The following is an 18,008-nucleotide window of genomic DNA, read 5'->3' on the forward strand; positions in this document are numbered from 1 at the left end:
TGCCGAGTGGCCCAGAGGGGCCGCGCCGGGAGTCCCGCACCGCCGATCCCCGGAGGGGTAGTCCCGCATGACGTTCGACTTCGAGGTCCGCGACCTGGCTCTGGCCGAGGCCGGCCGCCACGAGCTGCGCCTGGCCGAGCACGAGATGCCCGGCCTGATGGCGCTGCGCGCCGAGTTCGCCGAGTCCCAGCCGCTGGCCGGCGCCCGCATCGCCGGCTCCCTGCACATGACCGTGCAGACCGCCGTGCTCATCGAGACCCTCGTGGCGCTGGGCGCGCGGGTGCGCTGGGCCAGCTGCAACATCTTCTCCACCCAGGACCAGGCCGCCGCCGCGGTCGTCGTGGGCACCGGCACCCCCGAGGAGCCGGCCGGCTCGCCGGTGTTCGCCTGGAAGGGCGAGACGCTCGAGGAGTACTGGCGCCTGGCCGAGCGCATCTTCGACTGGGGCACCGACGAGCAGGGCCGGCGCGTGGGGCCCAACGTCATCCTCGACGACGGCGGCGACGCCACCATGCTCGTCCTGGAGGGCAAGCGCTTCGAGGCCGCCGGCGCGGTGCCCGAGCCCACCGAGGACGACTCCGAGGAGCACCGCGTCGTCCTGGAGCTGCTGCGCCGCTCCCTGGCCGAGGACCCGCAGCGCTGGACGCGCGTGGCCGAGGGCGTCCTGGGCGTGAGCGAGGAGACCACCACCGGCGTGCACCGCCTGGCGGAGTACCACCGCAACGGCGTGCTGCCCTTCCCCGCGATCAACGTCAACGACTCGGTGACGAAGTCGAAGTTCGACAACAAGTACGGCACCCGCCACTCGCTCATCGACGGCATCAACCGCGCCACCGACGTCCTCATCGGCGGCAAGGTCGCGGTCGTGTGCGGCTACGGCGACGTCGGCAAGGGCAGCGCGGAGTCGCTGCGCGGGCAGGGCGCGCGCGTGGTCGTCACCGAGATCGACCCCATCAACGCCCTGCAGGCGGCGATGGACGGCTACCAGGTGGTGCGCCTGGAGGACGTGGTGGAGAGCGCGGACATCTTCATCACCGCCACCGGCAACCGCGACGTGATCATGGCCTCGGACATCGTGCGCATGAAGCACCAGGCGATCGTGGGCAACATCGGCCACTTCGACAACGAGATCGACATGGCCGGCCTGGCCCGCGTGCCCGGCGTGGAGAAGGTCGAGATCAAGCCGCAGGTGCACGAGTGGCGCATCCCGGCCGCCGAGGGCCGCCCCGCCCACAGCGTCATCGTGCTCTCCGAGGGCCGGCTGCTGAACCTCGGCAACGCCACCGGCCACCCCAGCTTCGTCATGTCGAACTCCTTCACCAACCAGGTGCTCGCGCAGGTCGAGCTGTTCACCCGGCGCGACGCGTACCCGGTGGGGGTGCACGTGCTGCCCAAGCTGCTCGACGAGAAGGTCGCCCGCCTGCACCTGGACGCCCTCGGCGTGCGGCTGACGGAGCTGACCAAGACGCAGGCCGACTACCTCGGCCTCGACGTCTCCGGCCCCTTCAAGGGCGACGACTACCGCTACTGAGCGCCCGGCGGCCTGACACACTGGTCGCCCACGACCGCCCGGCTCCCGCGGGGGCCGGGCGGTCCGCGTGCGCGCGGAGGACCCGCGCGGCGCCGTCCCCCGGAGGTCCCGTGCCCGACCTGACCCACCTGCACCGAGCGCTGGCCGGCGTGCTCATCGCCGAGCGCTCGCTGGACGACGTGCTCACCGACGTCGTGCGGCTGGCCCGGGAGGCCCTGCCGGGCGCGGAGTCGGTCTCCATCACCCTGCTGCGCGGCGACGAGGCGTTCACCGCCGCCCACGACGGGCGGATGGCGCTGGACGCCGACGAGCTGCAGTACGAGCGCGGCTACGGACCCTGCGTGGACGCCGGCCGCGCCGGGCAGGTCTTCCTCGTGGAGGACATGGCCACCGACGAGCGCTGGCCCGACTACAGCGCCCGCGCCGCCGCCGCCGGCGTCGGCAGCTCCCTGTCGCTGCCGCTGCCCGTGCTGGGGCGCAGCGTGGGCGGCTTGAACTGCTACTCCAGCCGACCGCGCGCCTTCGGCCCGGAGGAGGTGGAGCTGGGCCAGGAGGTCGCCGCGTTCGTCGCCGTCGCGGTCGCCAACGCCGACGCCTCCGCCCGCTCCGCGCAGGACGCCGAGAACATGCGCCGCGCGATGGCCTCGCGCGCCGTCATCGAGCAGGCCAAGGGCGTGCTCGTCGAGCGCCACCGCATCACCCCCGAGCAGGCGTTCACGCTGCTCACGCACGCCTCGCAGCGCACCAACGTCAAGCTGCGCGAGGTGGCCGAGCAGCTGGTGAGCACCGGCGTGCTGCTCGGCGCCGTCCCGCGCTGACGCCCCCGCGCGAGCGCCCACCCGGCCCGGCGGCCGCGCGGCGCTGGGCGCGCGCCGCGGCGCGGCCTGCGGCACGCTGGGGTGTCCGCGCACGAGGAGGAGCACCGTGGGTCTCTTGGACCGCCTGCTGGGCCGTCGTCCCAAGCAGCAGCAGTGGGCACCGCCGCCCCCGCCGCCGGCCGCGCCGGCGCCCGGGCCGTCCGGGCCGGGCCGGGCCGCCTCGTCGGACGAGGCCGCCATCGCCCGCTACCGCTACATGCTGCGCACCGCGCCGCCGGACCAGGTGGAGCAGGCGCACGCCGAGGCGTTCGCCAGGCTCACGCCCGAGCAGCGCCGGCAGGTGCTCGAGCAGCTCTCCTCCGTCGTGCCGGCCTCCGAGGTGCACGGCGACGACGCGCGCTCCCTGGCGCGCACGGCCACCCGCGCCGAGGTCAGGCAGCCCGGCACGCTGATCCAGGTCTTCAACAACGGCCCCGGCGGCTACGGCCCCGGCGGTGGCTACGGGCGCGGGTACGGCGGCGGCTTCGGCGGCGGCTTCGGCGGCGGCTTCGGCGGCGGCACGGGTGGCGTGGGGATGGGCATGGGCCTCGGCGGCGCGCTGCTGACCAGCGTCGCGGGCGCCTTCGTCGGCACCGCGATCGCCGACGCGCTCATCCCCGACGACTTCGGCAACGACCACTGGGGCGACGACCAGGCGTACGAGGCCGGCGACCAGGGCGGCGACGGCGCTGACGGCGGCGACCAGGGCGGCGACCAGGGCGGCGACCAGGGCGGCGACTACGGCGACGCGGGCGCGGACGGCGGCTACGACGACACCGCCACCGTCGGCTACGACGACCCCGGTGCCGGCTTCGACGACGGCGGCTTCGGCGGGGGCGACTTCGGTGGCGGGGACTTCGGCGGGGACTTCGGCGGCGACGTCGAGCTCTGAGCCCGCGCGCGCCGGGATGCGGCAGGATCGGCGCGTGGACGGGGTGCGGCGGGGCGGGCGGCCGGGCGGCGGGACGCGCGAGCGCCCCCGCTTCCCCGCCTCGGTCCACGGGCAGGGCCGCGAGCCGGACCCGCGCTTCAGACTGGCCAACGAGCGCACCTTCCTGGCGTGGATCCGCACCTCCCTGGCGCTGCTGGCCTCGGGCGTGGCGCTGGAGGCGCTCGCCCTGCCGCTGCAGCCGCAGCTGCGCCTGGCCGCCTCGCTGGTGCTCGTGCTGCTGGGGCTGGCCGCGCCGGTGGAGGCCTGGCGCGGCTGGGCGCGCGACGAGCGCGCCGTGCGCCGCGGCGAGCCGCTGCCGGCGCCCGGCCTGCTCACCCCGCTGACGGCCGGGACCTGCCTGGCCGGGGTGCTCGTGCTGCTCGGGCTGCTGCTGCGGTGAGCACCCCCGGCGGCTCGCGCCGCGCCCGGCGCGCCGTCTTCGACGCCGGCCTGCAGCCCGAGCGCACCGCCCTGGCGTGGCGGCGCACCGCCCTGTCGCTGGTGGCCGTCTCGCTGGGCGCCGCGCGGCTGCTGCCCGCGCAGCTCGGACCCGGCGCGGTGGCGCTGGGGCTGGCCGGGGCGGTGGCGGGGGTGCTGGTGCACGTGCTCGCCGGCCGGCGCGCGCGCCGGCTGACCGAGCGGCTGGTGCGCTCCGGCGACCTGGACTCCCCGGCCGCCTCGGCGGGCCTGGCCGCGCTGACCGCGGCCACCTGCGCCCTGCTGGGCCTGGCCGGGGTGGTGCTCATCGTGGCCCACGGCCTGGACCCGCGCGGGGCCTGAGCGCCGCGGCGGCCCGTCGCCGGGAGCCCGCGCGGCGGGCTCAGCGCCCGGTGACGGAGCGCTCCAGCTCGGCGGTGCGCTCGGCGCGCCGCCGCAACCGCACCAGCTCGCGGTCGCGGCGGGCCACCAGCACCGCGGCCAGGAAGCGCTCGGGGTCGGTGCCGGCCGGCGGCGCCGGCGCCACGTGCACCAGCAGCGCGTCGGCCAGCGACGTGCCCAGGGCGCTGCGCGAACCGGCGTGCAGGGAGGCCGCGCGCGCCAGGAACTGCCGGGCCGCCAGCACGGTGCCGTCGGGCAGGCGGCCGATGTCGGCGCCGGCGGCCCAGCCGGCCAGCTCCGGGGGCATCGGCGGCAGCGGCACGTGCCGGGCGGCGGTGCGCTCGCGCACCACGTGGGTGCCGGCCAGCAGGTCGCCCACCCGCTTGCCGCGCGCGTCGACGAGCGCGCAGATGATCGCCGGGCTGCCCACCAGGGCGTACAGCTCGAAGAAGCCGATCAGCGCGCGCACCAGCGCGTGCCGGAAGCGCACCGGGCCGCCGTCGTCGCGCACCGCCCGCACGCCCACCACCAGCTTGCCCAGCGAGCGCCCCCGGGTGGCCGTCTCCACCGCCGTGGGCACCCCCACCAGGCACAGCACCGTCTCGGTCAGCAGCACCGCGGCGGTCGCGGCCTCGTCGGCGCTGGAGAGCAGCGAGCGCGAGGCCAGCACGAGCGCGCCCAGCAGCAGCACGTGCACCACCGCGTCGATCGCCGCGGACAGCAGCCGGGAGGCGAACGAGGCCACCCGCAGCCCCAGCACCACCGCCTCGCCGGTGACGACGTCACCCACGGGGCCGGGCGCGCCGGCGGCACCGGCCGGTGCCACCGGGCGCGGGTCGTCGGGCGGGGCCACCCGGGAACCGTACCGGCCGGCGCCGGGGCCCTCACTACCCTGGCGGCGTGGACGTCGACGCCTTCCGGGCGGTGCACGAGCAGGACTGGGCGCGGCTGCGCGAGCTGGTGCGCTCGCGGCGCCTGAGCGGGCGGGAGGCCGACGAGCTGGTGCGGCTGTACCAGCGCACCGCCACCCACCTGTCCGCGCTGCGCTCGGCGCAGTCCGAGCCGGTGCTGCTGGACGAGCTGTCCACCCTGCTGGTGCGCGCCCGCTCCCGGCTGACCGGGGCGCGCTACACCACCTGGAGCCGGCTGGGCCGCTTCGCCGGGCGCTCCCTGCCCGCGGCGCTGTGGCGGGTGCGCTGGTGGAGCCTGGCCGCGGCCGCCTACACGGTCGTGCTGGCCACCGCCGCCGGGGTGTGGGTGGCCGGCGACGCGCGCGTGCAGGCCGCCGTGTTCGGCTCCAACGAGGACGTGCGCCGCCTCGTGGAGGAGGACTTCGCCGGCTACTACTCCGAGTACGCCAACGCCTCCTTCGCCGGGCGGGTGTGGACGAACAACGCCTGGGTGGCCGCCACCTGCGTCGCGCTGGGCATCACGGGCGTGTTCGTGCTCCTGGCGCTGACGCAGAACGCCCTCAACGTCGGCCTGCAGGGCGGCCTGCTCGTCGACAACGGCCGCGGCGAGCTGTTCTTCGGCCTCATCGCCCCGCACGGCATCCTCGAGCTGACGGCCGTGTTCGTCGCCGCCGGGGCCGGCACGAAGCTGTTCTGGACGTGGGTCTCGCCCGGCCCGCGCACCCGCTCGCAGGCCCTGGCCGTCGAGGGGCGCGCCATGGTCGGGGTCGCGCTCGGGCTGGCGGTGGTCCTGTTCGTCTCCGGCCTCATCGAGGGCTTCGTGACCCCCTCGGCGCTGCCCACGGCCGCGCGCGTGGGCATCGGCGTGCTCGCCGAGGCGGCCTTCCTGCTCTACGTGCTGCTGCTGGGGCGCCCGGCCGCCGCGGCCGGGGAGACCGGCGACGTCGACGAGCGCGACGCCGGTGACGTGGCGCCCGTGCGCGGCTGAGGTGCCCGCCCGGGCCGCGCGCTCACAGCCGCCCGGCCGCCTTCAGCGCCAGGTAGCGGTCGGCCAGCGCCGGGGCCAGCTCGTCGGGGCCGGCGTGCACCACCTCCACCCCCAGCCGGCTCAGCAGCGCGGCGGTGGCCTCGCGCTCGGCCGCGGCCGTCTCCGCCGCCGCGGCGGTGTGCACCTGCTCGGCGTCGGCGCGGGCGCGCGCCAGCCGCGCCAGCGCCGGGTCGTCCACGGCGGCCAGCACCACGGTGTGCCGGGCGGCCAGCTGCTCGAGCACCGCCACCAGCCCGGAGTCCAGCACCGAGGTGTCCAGCGCCGTCAGCAGCACCACCAGGGCCCGCTGGCGCGCCATCGTGCGCACCTCGGTGGCCACCGCGTCCCAGTCGGCCTCGACCAGCGACGGCTGCAGCCCGGCCAGCGCCTCCACCAGCGTCGGCAGCAGCGCCGTGCGCGAGCCGCCGCGCACCCGCGCGCGCACCCGGCGGTCGTGCGCGACGAGGTCCACCCGGTCCCCGGCGCGCGCGGCCAGCGCCGCCGTCAGCAGCGCCGCCTCGATCGCGGCGTCCAGGCGCACCTCCGGCCCGCCGGGGCCGTCGCCCAGCCGGGCGGCGGCGGTGCGCGAGGTGTCCACCACCAGCAGCACCCGCCGGTCGCGCTCGGGCCGCCAGGTGCGCACCACCACCGACTGCCGGCGGGCGGTGGCGCGCCAGTCGATGGAGCGCACGTCGTCGCCGTCGACGTAGTCGCGCAGCGAGTCGAACTCGGTGCCGCGGCCGCGGTGCTGCACGGCGCTGCGCCCGTCCAGCTCGCGCAGGCGCGCCAGGCGCGAGGGCAGGTGCCGGCGCGAGGAGAACGGCGGCAGCACCCGCAGCCGCCCCGGCAGCTCGCGCGAGCGCTGCCGCGCGGCCAGCCCCAGCGGCCCGGTGCAGCGCACGGTGACGCGGTCGGCGAGGCGGTCCCCGCGGCGGGTGGGCACCAGCGTCGTCGTCAGCCGCCGGCGCTCCCCGGGCGGCAGGTCGAGGGCGTGGCGGTCCGCGCGCGCGCCCGCCGAGGGCTGCCAGGCGTCGCGCAGCACCCCGCGCACCCGCCGCCGCCCGGTGTTGGCCACCAGCAGCCCGGCCGCGCACGGCTCGCCCAGGCGCACCGCCGGCAGCGCCTCGCGCCGCACCGACACCGCCCGCGGCGACGCCGCCAGCGCCACGTCCAGCGCCACCAGCGCCGCGCAGAGCGCCAGCCACGCCCAGAACGCGCCCCAGCCGGGCAGCAGCACCACGACCACCAGGCCCACCAGCACCAGCAGGGGCGCGCGCCCGGTCAGCGCCACCGCGGCCCCCGCCGCGCCCGGTGCCGCACGGGGGCGCTCACCGCGGCACGGGCACGGTGCTGAGCACCGAGTCCAGCACCGCGTCCACGCTGACCCCGTCCAGCTCCGCCTCCGGGCGCAGCTGCACGCGGTGCCGCAGCGTGGGCCGGGCCAGGTCCTTGACGTCGTCGGGGGAGACGTAGTCGCGCCCCGACAGCCACGCCCACGCGCGCGCCGTCGCCAGCAGGGAGGTGGCCCCGCGGGGGGAGACGCCCAGCGCCAGCGAGGGCGAGGAGCGCGTGGCCCGGCACACGTCGACGACGTAGCCGAGCACCTCGCGCGAGACCTGCACCGAGCGCACGGCGCCGGTGGCCAGCGCCAGGTGCCGCTGGGTGGCCACCGCCCGCACGCCCGCCGCGGCCAGGTCGCGCGGGTCGAAGCCGGCGGCGTGCCGGGCCAGCACCTCCACCTCGTCCTCGCGCGCCGGCAGCGGCAGGGTCAGCTTCAGCAGGAAGCGGTCCAGCTGCGCCTCGGGCAGCGGGTAGGTGCCCTCCTGCTCCACCGGGTTCTGCGTGGCGGCCACGATGAACGGCGCCGGCAGCGCCCGCGGCAGCCCGTCCACGGAGACCTGCCGCTCCTCCATGGCCTCCAGCAGCGACGCCTGCGTCTTCGGCGGGGTGCGGTTGATCTCGTCGGCCAGCAGCAGGTTCGTGAAGACCGGGCCCTCGCGGAAGCTGAAGCGGGCGGTGCGCGCGTCGTAGACGAGGGAGCCGGTGACGTCGCCGGGCATGAGGTCGGGGGTGAACTGCACCCGCTTGGTGTCCAGCTCCAGCGCCGCGGCGAGGGTGCGCACCAGCAGGGTCTTGGCCACGCCGGGCACGCCCTCGAGCAGCACGTGCCCGCGGCACAGCAGCGCGATGACCAGGCCGGTGACGGCCGGCTCCTGGCCCACGACGGCCTTGGCGACCTCGCGGCGCACCGCGCGCAGCGCCTCGCGCGCCTCCTCCAGCTCGCCGCTGCCGGCGGGCACCGCGGCGGCCGGTCCGGCGGGCGCGGCGGGCGGGGCGGGGGCGGCGTCCCCGGTGGCGCCGTGCTCGCCGGGCGGGGCTTCGGGGGTGTGGCTCACGTGGTGCCCTTCCGTGCGGGGTGCTGTCTCGTGCGGGGGACGGGGGTGCGCCGCGCGGGCGCCGCGCTCAGGGGCCGTGCGGGCGCACGCGCCGCTCCAGGGCGTCGAGGTCGCCGGCCAGGCGCACCAGCGCCGCGTCCTCGGCGGGCGCCGGGCCGTCCAGCAGGGTCAGCACCTGCCGCGCGGGCAGGCCGGTCAGCCCGGCCACCTGGTCGGCGACGTCCGCGGCGCCGGCGGTGGCGTCCAGGCGCACCAGCAGCCGCAGCCGGCGCAGCGAGGCCGCGCGCAGCGCCGCGCCGGCGTGCCCGCTGGCCCCGGCGGAGGCGTACAGCCGGCCGTGCCCCTCGACGGTCTCGGCGGCGCGCACCACCACCGGCAGCGGCTCGGGCACCAGCCGGCCCAGCCGCCGCCCGCGCCAGAGCACCGCCGTCGCAGCCGCCACCAGCAGCAGCGCCGCGCCGGGTGCCACCCACGGCGGGGCCAGCGAGGTCAGCGGCACCTCGGGCACCTCGGCGTCCAGGGGGTCGGGCAGGTACCAGACCAGCACCGGGGAGGCGCCCAGCGTCCACAGCGCCAGCGCCGCGTCGCCGCGCTCGTCGACGTGGCGGTTGGTGAGCACGTCGGCCTGCCCGAGCAGGACGACCTCGCCGCCGGCGGGGGTGGGCACGCTCACCCACGATCCGCCGTAGCAGGAGGTGCCCTCCGCGCCGTCGGCCAGGGCGTAGGTGCGCCCGCCGGCGCGCGCGGTCCCGGCGGCGGCGGGGCCGGGGGCGTCGCAGCCGGGCGGCAGCACCCGCGCCGGGCGCTCCTCGCCGCCGCGCACGCCCGGCACCACCGCGTCCAGGGCCTCCAGCGCCTCCGGCGACGGCTCGACCGGCAGCAGCCGCGCGCCGGCACCGGCCAGCTCGCCCCAGCGCCGCGCCGAGACCAGCGAGGGGGCGGTGACGAGCACGCTCGTGCCCGGCCCGGCCTGCCGCGCGGCCCGCAGGGCCCCGGCGAACGTGCGCTGCTCCACCACCTGCACGCCCTGCGCCCGCAGCACCCGCGCGAGCGCCCGCGCGCCCTCGGGGGAGGCCGAGCCCGGCGCCAGCGCCTCGTCGGAGGTGCGCGGGGTCAGCAGCGCCAGCAGCAGCGCCAGCGCCACCAGCAGCGCGCCCACCAGCACCGGCCCGCGCCGGCGCCGCCGGCCCGTCCCGCCCGCGCGCGCCGGCGCCGACGGCGCCGACGGCCCGTCCAGCGGCCCGCGCGCGGGTCCGTCCAGGGGGCCGGGCGCCGCGCCCGCCGGCGCCGCGGGGGCGCTCACCGCGCGCCGCCCGCCGCCGCCAGCGGCCCACCGCCCGCACCGCCCGCGCCGCCCGCGCCCGCGCCGCCGTCGGGTCCGGCCCCGGGGGGCGGCAGCGGGCGGGCGGCGGCCACCTGCGCCAGCACCGCGCGCAGGTCGGCGTCCGTGGCGGCCGAGGCCGGCCGCCCGCCGTAGCGCACGTCGTCGAAGGCGCGCGCCGCGCGCGCCAGCCCGTCCGCGCAGCCCGGCAGGGCCGCCGCGGCCTCCACGGCGGCCTCGTGCGCGGTGCGCCCGGGGCGGCGGTCCAGCAGGGCCCGCTCCTCCAGCGAGCGCACCAGGGCGCGGAAGCGCTCGGCGACGGCCGCGTCCCACGCCCCGGCGGCCGCCGCCGCGTCGGCGCGGCGCACGTGCGCCGAGGACGGCTCCGGGCCCGCCTCGAACAGCTCCGCCCGCGGCGCGCGCCCGCCGCGGCGCACCGGCCCGGCCACCAGCAGCACGACCACGACGACGGCCACCACCAGCAGCACGACCACGAGCACCGCGGTCAGCCCGGTGCCCACCGCGGGCACCTCCACGGCGCTGAAGCGCTCCACCAGCCACTCCCAGGCGCGCACCAGCCACGACGCGCCGTCCTGGCGGTACTCGCGCCCGGCCAGCTCCTCGGCCAGCAGGCGGCGCGCCTCCTCGCGCCCGGGGCGCACCGGCGCGCCCGCCACCAGCGCGCTCACCCGCCCGAGGCGGCGCGGTGCAGCTCGACGTCCAGGCCCTCGCGCCGCACCCGCAGGTCCACGTAGAGCAGCGCCGTCACCGACGCCAGGAACGGGTAGCCGACGACGCTGCCGACCACCGAGCCCAGCGTGCTCACCGCCTGCGAGACGACGAACGCCCCGCCCTCGGAGCTGCCGGCCAGCGCGGCGCCCAGCACCGTGCCCAGCAGCGAGAAGGGCGTGGCCACGGCCGTGACGACCACGCCGACCACCAGGGCGGTCAGCAGCAGCACGCCGAGCGTGCGCCAGAACGTCCCGCGCGTCAGCCGCCACGAGCGGCCCATCGAGGCGCGCACCGACAGCCCCTCCAGCAGCAGCGCCGGGGTGGCCATCGACCACTTCACCCACAGCCACAGCCCGATGGCGACCCAGCCCAGCAGCCCCGCCAGCAGCAGCACCACGCCGCTGGCGGCCCCCGCGGGCCCGTCCACCAGCGCCAGCACCAGCGCGCCGGGCACCAGCGCGACCAGGCCGACGGCGCTGGCCAGCGTGACGACCACCGACAGCACCAGCAGCCCGCCCAGCCGGCGCCGGCTGACGCGCCACAGCTCGCCCAGGGAGATCGTGCGCCCCAGCACCGCGCGGCTGACGCTGAGGATGAGCATGCCGTTGAGCACCTGCACGGCCACCACCTGCAGCAGGCCGGTGACCACCACCAGCGGCAGGGAGGTCTGCAGCGGGCCCAGCAGCGAGGACACGTCCCCGGCGCCCGTCTCGAGCAGGTTGGCCGCCCGCACCAAGTCGCGGGTGGCCAGCACCGTGGCGGCCAGCGTGACCAGCGAGGTGGCCACCACCACGAGCGCGGACAGCCCCACCATGACCCGCGGGTTCTGCCGGAACGCGCGGAAGGCGCCGTCCCACAGCTCGCCCAGGCCCAGCGGGCGCAGCGGCACGATGCCCGGCTGCGCCGAGGGCGCCGGGCCCGCGGGCCCGCCCGCGCCCGGCGGCGCCTGCGCGGCCCCCCACGACGCGGCCCACGGGCCCGCGTCGCCGGCCGGCTCGTGCTGCCCCCGCGGCTGCTGCGGCGGCCCCTGCGGCTCGCGCGGCGCGCCGCCCCCGCCGGGCGCGGACCACCCGCCCCACCCGCCCGCCGGCTCGCCCGGGCCCTGCCACTGGCTCATCGACCCCGCCCCCGATCGCTCGTGCGCCCATCGTGCCAGAGGGGCCCGACGGGCCCGCCGGGCGCGCCACGACCGCGCGCGGGCGCCGCGGCGGGCAGGATGGGCCCATGAGGGGACGCGTGCTCGTGGTCGACGACGACACGGCGCTCGCCGAGATGCTGGGCATCGTCCTGCAGGGCGAGGGGCTCGAGGCGCGCTTCTGCGCCGACGGCGACCAGGCGCTGGAGGCGTTCCGCGCCACGCGCCCGGACCTGGTGCTGCTGGACCTGATGCTGCCGGGCACCGACGGCATGGAGGTGTGCCGGCTGATCCGGGCCGAGTCGGGCGTGCCGATCGTCATGCTCACCGCCAAGAGCGACACCGTCGACGTGGTGCTGGGCCTGGAGGCCGGCGCCGACGACTACGTCGTCAAGCCGTTCAAGCCCAAGGAGCTCGTGGCGCGGGTGCGCGCCCGGCTGCGCTCGGCCGGCGAGCGGCCCCCGGAGACGCTGCGCATCGGCGACCTCACGATCGACGTGGCCGGGCACTCCGTGCGCCGCGACGGGCGCTCCCTGCCGCTGACGCCGCTGGAGTTCGAGCTGCTCGTCACCCTGGCCCGCAAGCCCTGGCAGGCCTTCACCCGCGAGGTGCTGCTGGAGCAGGTGTGGGGCTACCGGCACGCCGCCGACACCCGGCTGGTCAACGTCCACGTCCAGCGGCTGCGCTCGAAGATCGAGCGCGACCCGGAGCACCCCGAGATCGTGGTCACCGTCCGCGGAGTGGGGTACCGCGCGGGACCGCTGTGAGCGCCGTGGACGGCCCGGGCGGCGGGCGGGTGCGGGCGCGCCCCGGGGCCCGGCGGGGCGCGCGGGCCGGTGCGCGGGTCGGTGCGCGGGTGGTCGCGGGCGCGCGGGCGCTGCGCCTGGGGCCGGGCCGCGGGCTGCTGCGGCGCTGGCGCGGCTCGCTGCAGCTGCGCGTGGTCGCCCTGACCACCGCGCTGGGCCTGCTGGTGGCGCTCGCCGTGGGCACCTACCTGCTCGACGCCGTCGCCGACGGGCTGGTGCGCGAGCGCCAGGACGTGGCCCTGGCCGACGCCGCGCGCGCCGCCGCCACGGCGCGGGCGCAGTTCGACGCCTCCACCCCGCGCACCGACGCCGACGTGGAGCAGCTGGCCGGCGACGTCGTCTCGGCGCTGGAGGGACCCGGCCCCGACCGCCAGCGCGGTGTGCTGCTGCTGGGCTCCGGCGGCGCGGCGCCGGGCGCGGCGCCCGTGCGCGACATCGCCTCCGAGGGCCTGTCCCCGCGCGACGTGCCCGACGCCCTGCGCCGCGCGGTGCGCTCCTCGGACGTGCAGCAGCTGCAGCTGGTGGACCTCTCCGGCGGCGCGGGCGCGCCCAGCGTCGTGGTCGGCTCGACCGTGGCGCTGCCGCGCGCGGGCGAGCGGGAGCTGTACTTCGTCTACCCGCTCACCAGCGAGCAGCGCACCACCGACCTGGTGCGCACCGCGTTCACCGGCGGCGGCCTGGCCCTGGTCGTGCTCGTCGGGGTGGTGGCCTGGGTGGTGGCCCGCGTGGTGGTGCAGCCGGTGCGCGAGGCCGCCGGCACCGCCGAGCGGCTGGCCGGCGGCCGCCTGGACGAGCGGATGCGCGTGCGCGGCAGCGACGACCTGGCGCGGCTGGCCAGCGCCTTCAACGCCATGGCCGCCGGCCTGCAGCAGCAGATCGGCCGGCTGGAGGAGCTCTCCCGCCTGCAGCAGCGCTTCGTCTCCGACGTCAGCCACGAGCTGCGCACCCCGCTGACGACGATCCGCATGGCCGGGGAGGTGCTGCACGACGCCCGCGCCGGCTTCGAGCCGGTGGTGGCCCGCTCCGCGGAGCTGCTCATGACGCAGCTGGAGCGCTTCGACACCCTGCTGGCGGACCTGCTGGAGATCAGCCGCTTCGACGCCGGTGCCGCCGCGCTGGAGCCGGACCCGCAGGACGTGCGCGCCCTGGTGCACCGCGTCGTGGACTTCACCGCCGCCCTGGCCGAGCGGCGCGGCAGCACCGTGCTGGTCTCCGAGCCGGCCGCGCCGTGCACCGCCGAGGTCGACGCCCGCCGCATCGAGCGGGTGCTGCGCAACCTGCTGGGCAACGCCGTCGAGCACGGCGAGTCGCGCCCCATCGAGGTCACCGTCGTGTGCGACGAGACGGCGGTGGCGGTGGGGGTGCGCGACCACGGGGTGGGCCTGGCGCCCTCGGAGCTGCCCCGGGTCTTCGACCGCTTCTGGCGCGCGGACCCGGCGCGGGCGCGCACCACCGGCGGCAGCGGCCTGGGCCTGGCCATCGCCCTGGAGGACACCCGCCTGCACGGCGGCCGGCTGGAGGTGTGGGGCCGCCCGGGGCACGGCTGCCACTTCGTGCTCACGGTGCCGCGCGCGGTGGGCCGGCCGCTGGGGCGCTCGCCGCTGCCCCTGGTGCCGCTGCGCTGGCGCGAGCCCGTGGCCGCCCTGCCCGCCGGTCCCGCAGGTCCCGCCGGTCCCGGTCCGTCCGGCGCCGGTGGCCCCGCGGGGGCGGGCACCGGCGCGGCGGCGCCGTGAGCGCCCGCGCGCGCCCGCCGCGCCGGGCGCTGCTGCTGGCGGCGCTGGCCGGCGCCGCGGGCTGCTCGGGCCTGCCGCGCTCGGGGCCGGTGGTCTCCGGCGCGCGCGTGCAGGACGACCCGCGCCTGGGCCTGCTGCAGGTCGTGCCGGACGGGCCCGTGCGCGGCGCGGAGCCGCAGGAGGTGGTGCGCGGCTTCCTGCTGGCCGCGGCCACGGGCGCCGGCGAGCAGGCCGTGGCGCGGCTGTTCCTCTCGCCGGCGGCGCGGCGCACCTGGCGCCCCGACGCCTCCACCACCGTGCTGGTCGAGGCCCCGCGGGTGGAGCCGGCCGCCGCCCCCGCCCCCGGCGAGGCGGCCGTGCTCGTCTCCGGGGAGGCGCTCGCCGACGTCGACGCCGGCGGCCGCTACGCCCAGCGCCCCCCGGGCAGCGCGGTGCGGCGCACCCTGCGGCTGGTGCGGGTGGACGGCGAGTGGCGGGTGGACGAGCCCGGCGACGGGCGGTGGCTGACGCAGGTGGACGCCTCCCGCTCGCTGCGCCCCTTCCCGGTGTGCTTCGCCACGCCCGACGGCGCCGTGCTGGTCTCCGAGGCGCGCTGGTTCCCCTACGACTCCGCCACGGCCACCCGCGTGGTCACCGAGGTGCTCGCCGGCGCCTCGCCCTGGCTGGCGCCGGCCGTGCTCGGCGGTGCCCCGCCGGGCACCCGGCTGCGCACGGGCACGGTGCCCGTCTCCGACGGCGCCGCCGTGGTGGACCTGACCGCCCCGGCGCGCCACGCCTCCCCGCAGCGCCGCGGCGTGCTGCTGGCGCAGCTGCGCACCGCGCTGACCCGGCTGCCGGGCGTGGAGCGGGTCGTGGTGCGCGTGGAGGGCACCGAGCTGGCCCCCGGCCGCGGTCCCTCCCCGGCGCCCGACCCGCCCCTGACGCTGCCGGTGCGCGACTCGCGCCTGGTGCTGGCCGGGCCGGCGGGCCTGGCGCGCTGGGACCGCGCCGAGCTGCGCCCCGTGCCCGGCGCGCCCGCCGGGCGCCACCCCGCGGTGGCCGCCGACGCCTCCTGCGTCGCCTGGCTGGACGAGGACGCGCGCACCCTGCGGGTGCTGCCGGCCGGGGCCGCCTCACCGGCGGCGGTGCGCGCCAGGGGCGCGGTGCTGGCCCCGCCCTCGGTGGACCGGCACGGCTGGGTGTGGGTGGTGCCCACCTCGCCGGGCGCGACCGCCTCGGTGGTGCCGGCCGCCGCCCCCGGCTCCACGCCGACGGCGGTGGGCTCGGCGCCCGGCGCGGCCGGCGCCGGGGTGCTGCGGGCGCGCGCCTCCCGCGACGGCGCGCGCCTGCTGGTGCTGACCGAGGAGCCCGACGGCACCACGCGGGTGCGGGTGCACGGCGTGGTGCGCGGGGCAGGTGGCCGCCCGCTGCGGGTGGGGGAGGGCTCCCCGGAGCTGGTGCCCGGCGCCGGGCGGGTGCTCGACGTGTCGTGGCTGCGCGACGACCGGGTCGTCGCGCTGGTGCGCCCCGCCCCCGGCGCCGACCCGGTGCCGCTGGTCTCGCAGGTCTCCGGCCCGGTGCAGCGCCTGGCGCCGGTGGCCGGGGCCGAGTCGGTGGCCGCCGGCTGGAGCGAGCGCGACGTGGTCGTGGGCACCGGCGACGGGCGGCTGCTGGCGCGCAGCGGCGCCGGCTGGAGCACCGTGGCGCAGGGGCGCGACCCGGCCTACCCGGGCTGAGCGCGCCGCGGGAGCCACCGCGGTGCCCGGCCGCGGCGGCGGGGCGCCGCTGTGGACGCGCCCGGCGCGGCGCGGGGCGCGCCGGGCAACCTGCCGCCGTGCCCGCGCCGCCCGCCCGTCCCGTCCCGTTCACCGGTGCGCCCACCGGTGCCCTCACCGGTGCGCTGCGCGCGGCGGCGGACCTGCTGTGGCCGGCCGCGTGCGGCGGCTGCGGGCGCGCGGGCACGCCCTGGTGCGCCGCGTGCGCGCGCGCCCTGGCGGGCCCGGTGCTGCAGCTGCAGCTGGCCGACGGCACGCCGCTGCGCGCCGCCGCCGCCCACGGGGGCCCGGCGCGCGAGCTGCTGCTGGAGGTCAAGGAGCGCCGCCGCGCCGAGCTGCGCCCGCTCGCCGCGGCCGCCGTGGCCGCGGCCGTCGACGCGCTCGGCGCCGTCGATGCGCTCGGCGCCGTCGACGCGCTCGGCGCCGTCGCCGCGCCCGGGCAGCCGCTGCGGCTGGTGCCGGTGCCCGCCCGCCGCGCCAGCCGCCGCGAGCGCGGCGGGGACCTGGTGGCCGACCTCGCCGCCCGCGCCGCGGCCCTGCGCCGCGCCGGCGGGCACCCCACGGCCGTGGTGCGCGCGCTGCGGGTGCGCCGGCGGGTGGCCGACCAGACGCTGCTGGGCGCGCGCGAGCGGCGCGCCAACCTGGCCGGCGCCTTCGCCGTGCGCGGGCCCGCCCCGGCCGGCGCGTGCGTGGTCGTCGACGACGTGGTCACCACCACGGCCACGGCCGCCGAGGCGGTGCGCGCGCTGCGCGCCGCCGGGGCGCTGGTGGTGGGCGTGGCCTGCCTGACCGCCGCCGGGCCCGGCGGCGCGGGTGGCGCGGGTGGCGCGGGTGGTGCGGGTGGCGCGGGTGGCGCGGGTGGCGCGGGTGGCGCGGGTGGCGCGGGTGGCGCGGCGCGGCACGCGTGGGCACCCGGCGCGCCGGGGGTCTAGCGTTGGTGCATGGCAGCCGGACGCGGTTCCAGGCCGGTCACGTCCCCGGCGGTGCCCGACGACGGGCCCGCCCCCCGGGGCGCGGTCCTCCACGGCCGCGGGCTGCCTGTGCCACGTCCCCTCCCCGGGGAGCGGGCGCGCGGCACGAGGTGACGGTCCGAGGCGGGCCGGCCCCTCGGCCGGCGCCGCCCAGCGAAGAGGGAGGCATCCCGTGGAAGTTGTGGTCACCGGACGGCACACCGAGGTCAAGGAGAGGTTCCGCACGCACGTCGAGGCCAAGATGGAGAAGGTGACGCAGCTGGCGCCCCGAGCCCAGCGCGTCGACGTCGAGGTCTCGCACGAGAACAACCGCCGCCAGCTCGCCAGCTGCGAACGCGTGGAGATCACCGTTCGCGACAAGGGGCCGGTGGTGCGCGCGGAGGCCTGCGCCGACGACCCGTACGCCGCGCTCGACCTGGCCACCACCAAGCTGATGGAGCGCCTGCGACGCTCGCGCGACCGCCGCAAGGTGCACCACGGCCGCCGCCGCCCCGAGAGCGTGCGCCAGCCGGCCGCGCCCGGCCTGAGCGACGAGGCGCTGGCCGGGGGCGTGGCCGCGGGAGCACCGGCCGAGCACACCGGCGCCCCCGCCGACCTCGACGTGCCCACCCCCGCGGTGATGGCCGGTTCGCGCCCGCCGGCCGACGCGGTGGAGGACGCCGACGTGGCCGCCACCGACGCCTCGCCCGTGGTCATCCGGGAGAAGACCCACGAGGCCGAGCCGATGACCCTGGACCAGGCGCTGTACGAGATGGAGCTCGTCGGCCACGACTTCTACCTCTTCGTCGACGCCGGCACCGGCCGGCCCAGCGTGGTGTACCGGCGCCGCGGCTGGGACTACGGCGTCATCCACCTCGACGTGCGCAGCGCCACCGGTGCGGCGCACGCCGGCTCCGACGGCGCCGCGCGCGCCGGCTCCGACGCCGCGCTGGCGGCGGTGGTGGCTGCCGGGCTGCGCTGAGGACCCGCGGCGGGGGGGGGGGGGGGGGGGGCGCCCCCCCGCGCCCCCCCCCCCCCCCCCCCCCCCCCCCCCGCGCGGCCCCCCGCCCACCCCCCACAAATCACTTCAAACCCTCACCCACCC

General features: G+C 79.3%; 17 protein-coding genes. 11 read left to right on the forward strand and 6 right to left on the reverse strand.

Annotation, left to right across the window (positions count from 1 at the left end):
* The first annotated feature begins 67 nt into the window (after positions 1–67).
* The 5 genes from ahcY to ACRYMN_RS12795 all read left to right on the forward strand — a co-directional run bounded on the left by ahcY (position 68) and on the right by ACRYMN_RS12795 (position 4,099).
* Positions 68–1,531: an adenosylhomocysteinase gene (gene ahcY / locus ACRYMN_RS12775; RefSeq protein WP_432495603.1), complete on the forward strand. Its 1,464-nt coding sequence runs from the start codon at positions 68–70 to the stop codon at positions 1,529–1,531.
* Between the two features lie 110 nt (positions 1,532–1,641).
* Positions 1,642–2,349, forward strand: a complete 708-nt coding sequence (locus ACRYMN_RS12780; protein ID WP_432495605.1) for a GAF and ANTAR domain-containing protein — start codon at positions 1,642–1,644, stop codon at positions 2,347–2,349.
* 106 nt (positions 2,350–2,455) lie between these two features.
* Complete coding sequence (locus ACRYMN_RS12785; protein WP_432495607.1) at positions 2,456–3,280, forward strand: hypothetical protein; 825 nt, start codon at positions 2,456–2,458, stop codon at positions 3,278–3,280.
* A 34-nt stretch (positions 3,281–3,314) separates the two neighbouring features.
* Positions 3,315–3,719, forward strand: a complete 405-nt coding sequence (locus ACRYMN_RS12790) for a YidH family protein (protein ID WP_432495609.1) — start codon at positions 3,315–3,317, stop codon at positions 3,717–3,719.
* Positions 3,716–4,099 carry a DUF202 domain-containing protein gene (locus ACRYMN_RS12795; protein ID WP_432495611.1) on the forward strand — a complete coding sequence of 128 codons (384 nt, stop codon included), beginning with the start codon at positions 3,716–3,718 and terminating at the stop codon, positions 4,097–4,099. The genes ACRYMN_RS12790 and ACRYMN_RS12795 overlap by 4 nt, the downstream gene beginning before the upstream one ends.
* A 40-nt stretch (positions 4,100–4,139) precedes the next feature.
* On the opposite strand, the gene ACRYMN_RS12800 is transcribed toward ACRYMN_RS12795, so the two are convergent.
* Positions 4,140–4,991, reverse strand: coding sequence for an RDD family protein (locus ACRYMN_RS12800; RefSeq protein WP_432495613.1), 852 nt, complete (start codon positions 4,989–4,991; stop codon positions 4,140–4,142).
* Positions 4,992–5,038: 47 nt separating this feature from the next.
* On the opposite strand from ACRYMN_RS12800, the gene ACRYMN_RS12805 reads away from it, so the two are divergent.
* Positions 5,039–6,037 (forward strand): stage II sporulation protein M, encoded by a 999-nt coding sequence (locus ACRYMN_RS12805; protein WP_432495615.1) that lies wholly within the window; start codon positions 5,039–5,041, stop codon positions 6,035–6,037.
* A gap of 22 nt (positions 6,038–6,059) precedes the next feature.
* Here ACRYMN_RS12805 and ACRYMN_RS12810 read toward each other — a convergent pair whose 3' ends face one another.
* The 5 genes from ACRYMN_RS12810 to ACRYMN_RS12830 form a co-directional block, all read right to left on the reverse strand.
* The gene (locus ACRYMN_RS12810) at positions 6,060–7,367 is read right to left on the reverse strand and encodes a DUF58 domain-containing protein (RefSeq protein WP_432495617.1); all 1,308 of its coding nucleotides are present in this window, start codon (positions 7,365–7,367) and stop codon (positions 6,060–6,062) included.
* A gap of 37 nt (positions 7,368–7,404) precedes the next feature.
* A complete protein-coding gene (locus tag ACRYMN_RS12815) occupies positions 7,405–8,472 on the reverse strand; it encodes an AAA family ATPase (protein ID WP_432495619.1) in 1,068 nt (355 codons plus the stop codon).
* A gap of 67 nt (positions 8,473–8,539) precedes the next feature.
* Complete coding sequence (locus ACRYMN_RS12820; protein ID WP_432495621.1) at positions 8,540–9,775, reverse strand: DUF4350 domain-containing protein; 1,236 nt, start codon at positions 9,773–9,775, stop codon at positions 8,540–8,542.
* A complete protein-coding gene (locus tag ACRYMN_RS12825) occupies positions 9,772–10,482 on the reverse strand; it encodes a DUF4129 domain-containing protein (RefSeq protein WP_432495623.1) in 711 nt (236 codons plus the stop codon). Before ACRYMN_RS12825 ends, ACRYMN_RS12820 begins: the two co-directional genes overlap by 4 nt.
* Complete coding sequence (locus ACRYMN_RS12830; RefSeq protein WP_432495625.1) at positions 10,479–11,642, reverse strand: DUF7847 domain-containing protein; 1,164 nt, start codon at positions 11,640–11,642, stop codon at positions 10,479–10,481. Before ACRYMN_RS12830 ends, ACRYMN_RS12825 begins: the two co-directional genes overlap by 4 nt.
* A gap of 107 nt (positions 11,643–11,749) precedes the next feature.
* On the opposite strand from ACRYMN_RS12830, the gene mtrA reads away from it, so the two are divergent.
* The 5 genes from mtrA to hpf all read left to right on the forward strand — a co-directional run bounded on the left by mtrA (position 11,750) and on the right by hpf (position 17,885).
* A complete protein-coding gene (gene mtrA, locus ACRYMN_RS12835; protein ID WP_432495627.1) occupies positions 11,750–12,427 on the forward strand; it encodes an MtrAB system response regulator MtrA in 678 nt (225 codons plus the stop codon).
* Positions 12,424–14,199: an MtrAB system histidine kinase MtrB gene (mtrB, locus tag ACRYMN_RS12840; RefSeq protein ID WP_432495629.1), complete on the forward strand. Its 1,776-nt coding sequence runs from the start codon at positions 12,424–12,426 to the stop codon at positions 14,197–14,199. The genes mtrA and mtrB overlap by 4 nt, the downstream gene beginning before the upstream one ends.
* On the forward strand, positions 14,196–15,914 hold the full coding sequence (locus ACRYMN_RS12845; RefSeq protein ID WP_432495631.1) for an LpqB family beta-propeller domain-containing protein: 1,719 nt from the start codon (positions 14,196–14,198) through the stop codon (positions 15,912–15,914). Before mtrB ends, ACRYMN_RS12845 begins: the two co-directional genes overlap by 4 nt.
* Positions 15,915–16,012: 98 nt before the next feature.
* A complete protein-coding gene (locus tag ACRYMN_RS12850; protein WP_432495633.1) occupies positions 16,013–16,885 on the forward strand; it encodes a ComF family protein in 873 nt (290 codons plus the stop codon).
* Between the two features lie 211 nt (positions 16,886–17,096).
* Positions 17,097–17,885: a ribosome hibernation-promoting factor, HPF/YfiA family gene (gene hpf, locus ACRYMN_RS12855; RefSeq protein WP_432495635.1), complete on the forward strand. Its 789-nt coding sequence runs from the start codon at positions 17,097–17,099 to the stop codon at positions 17,883–17,885.
* Positions 17,886–18,008 lie beyond the last annotated feature (123 nt).

The sequence above is a fragment of the Kineococcus gypseus genome, from assembly GCF_050871305.1.
In the GTDB taxonomy this organism is placed as follows: domain Bacteria; phylum Actinomycetota; class Actinomycetes; order Actinomycetales; family Kineococcaceae; genus Kineococcus; species Kineococcus gypseus.

Coding starts and splice junctions, on each gene's coding strand:
- ACRYMN_RS12830 (WP_432495625.1), bottom strand. CDS start 11,642: ATGAGCCAGTGGCAGGGCCCGGGCGAGCCGGCGGGCGGGTGGGGCGGG.
- mtrA (WP_432495627.1), top strand. CDS start 11,750: ATGAGGGGACGCGTGCTCGTGGTCGACGACGACACGGCGCTCGCCGAG.
- ahcY (WP_432495603.1), top strand. CDS start 68: ATGACGTTCGACTTCGAGGTCCGCGACCTGGCTCTGGCCGAGGCCGGC.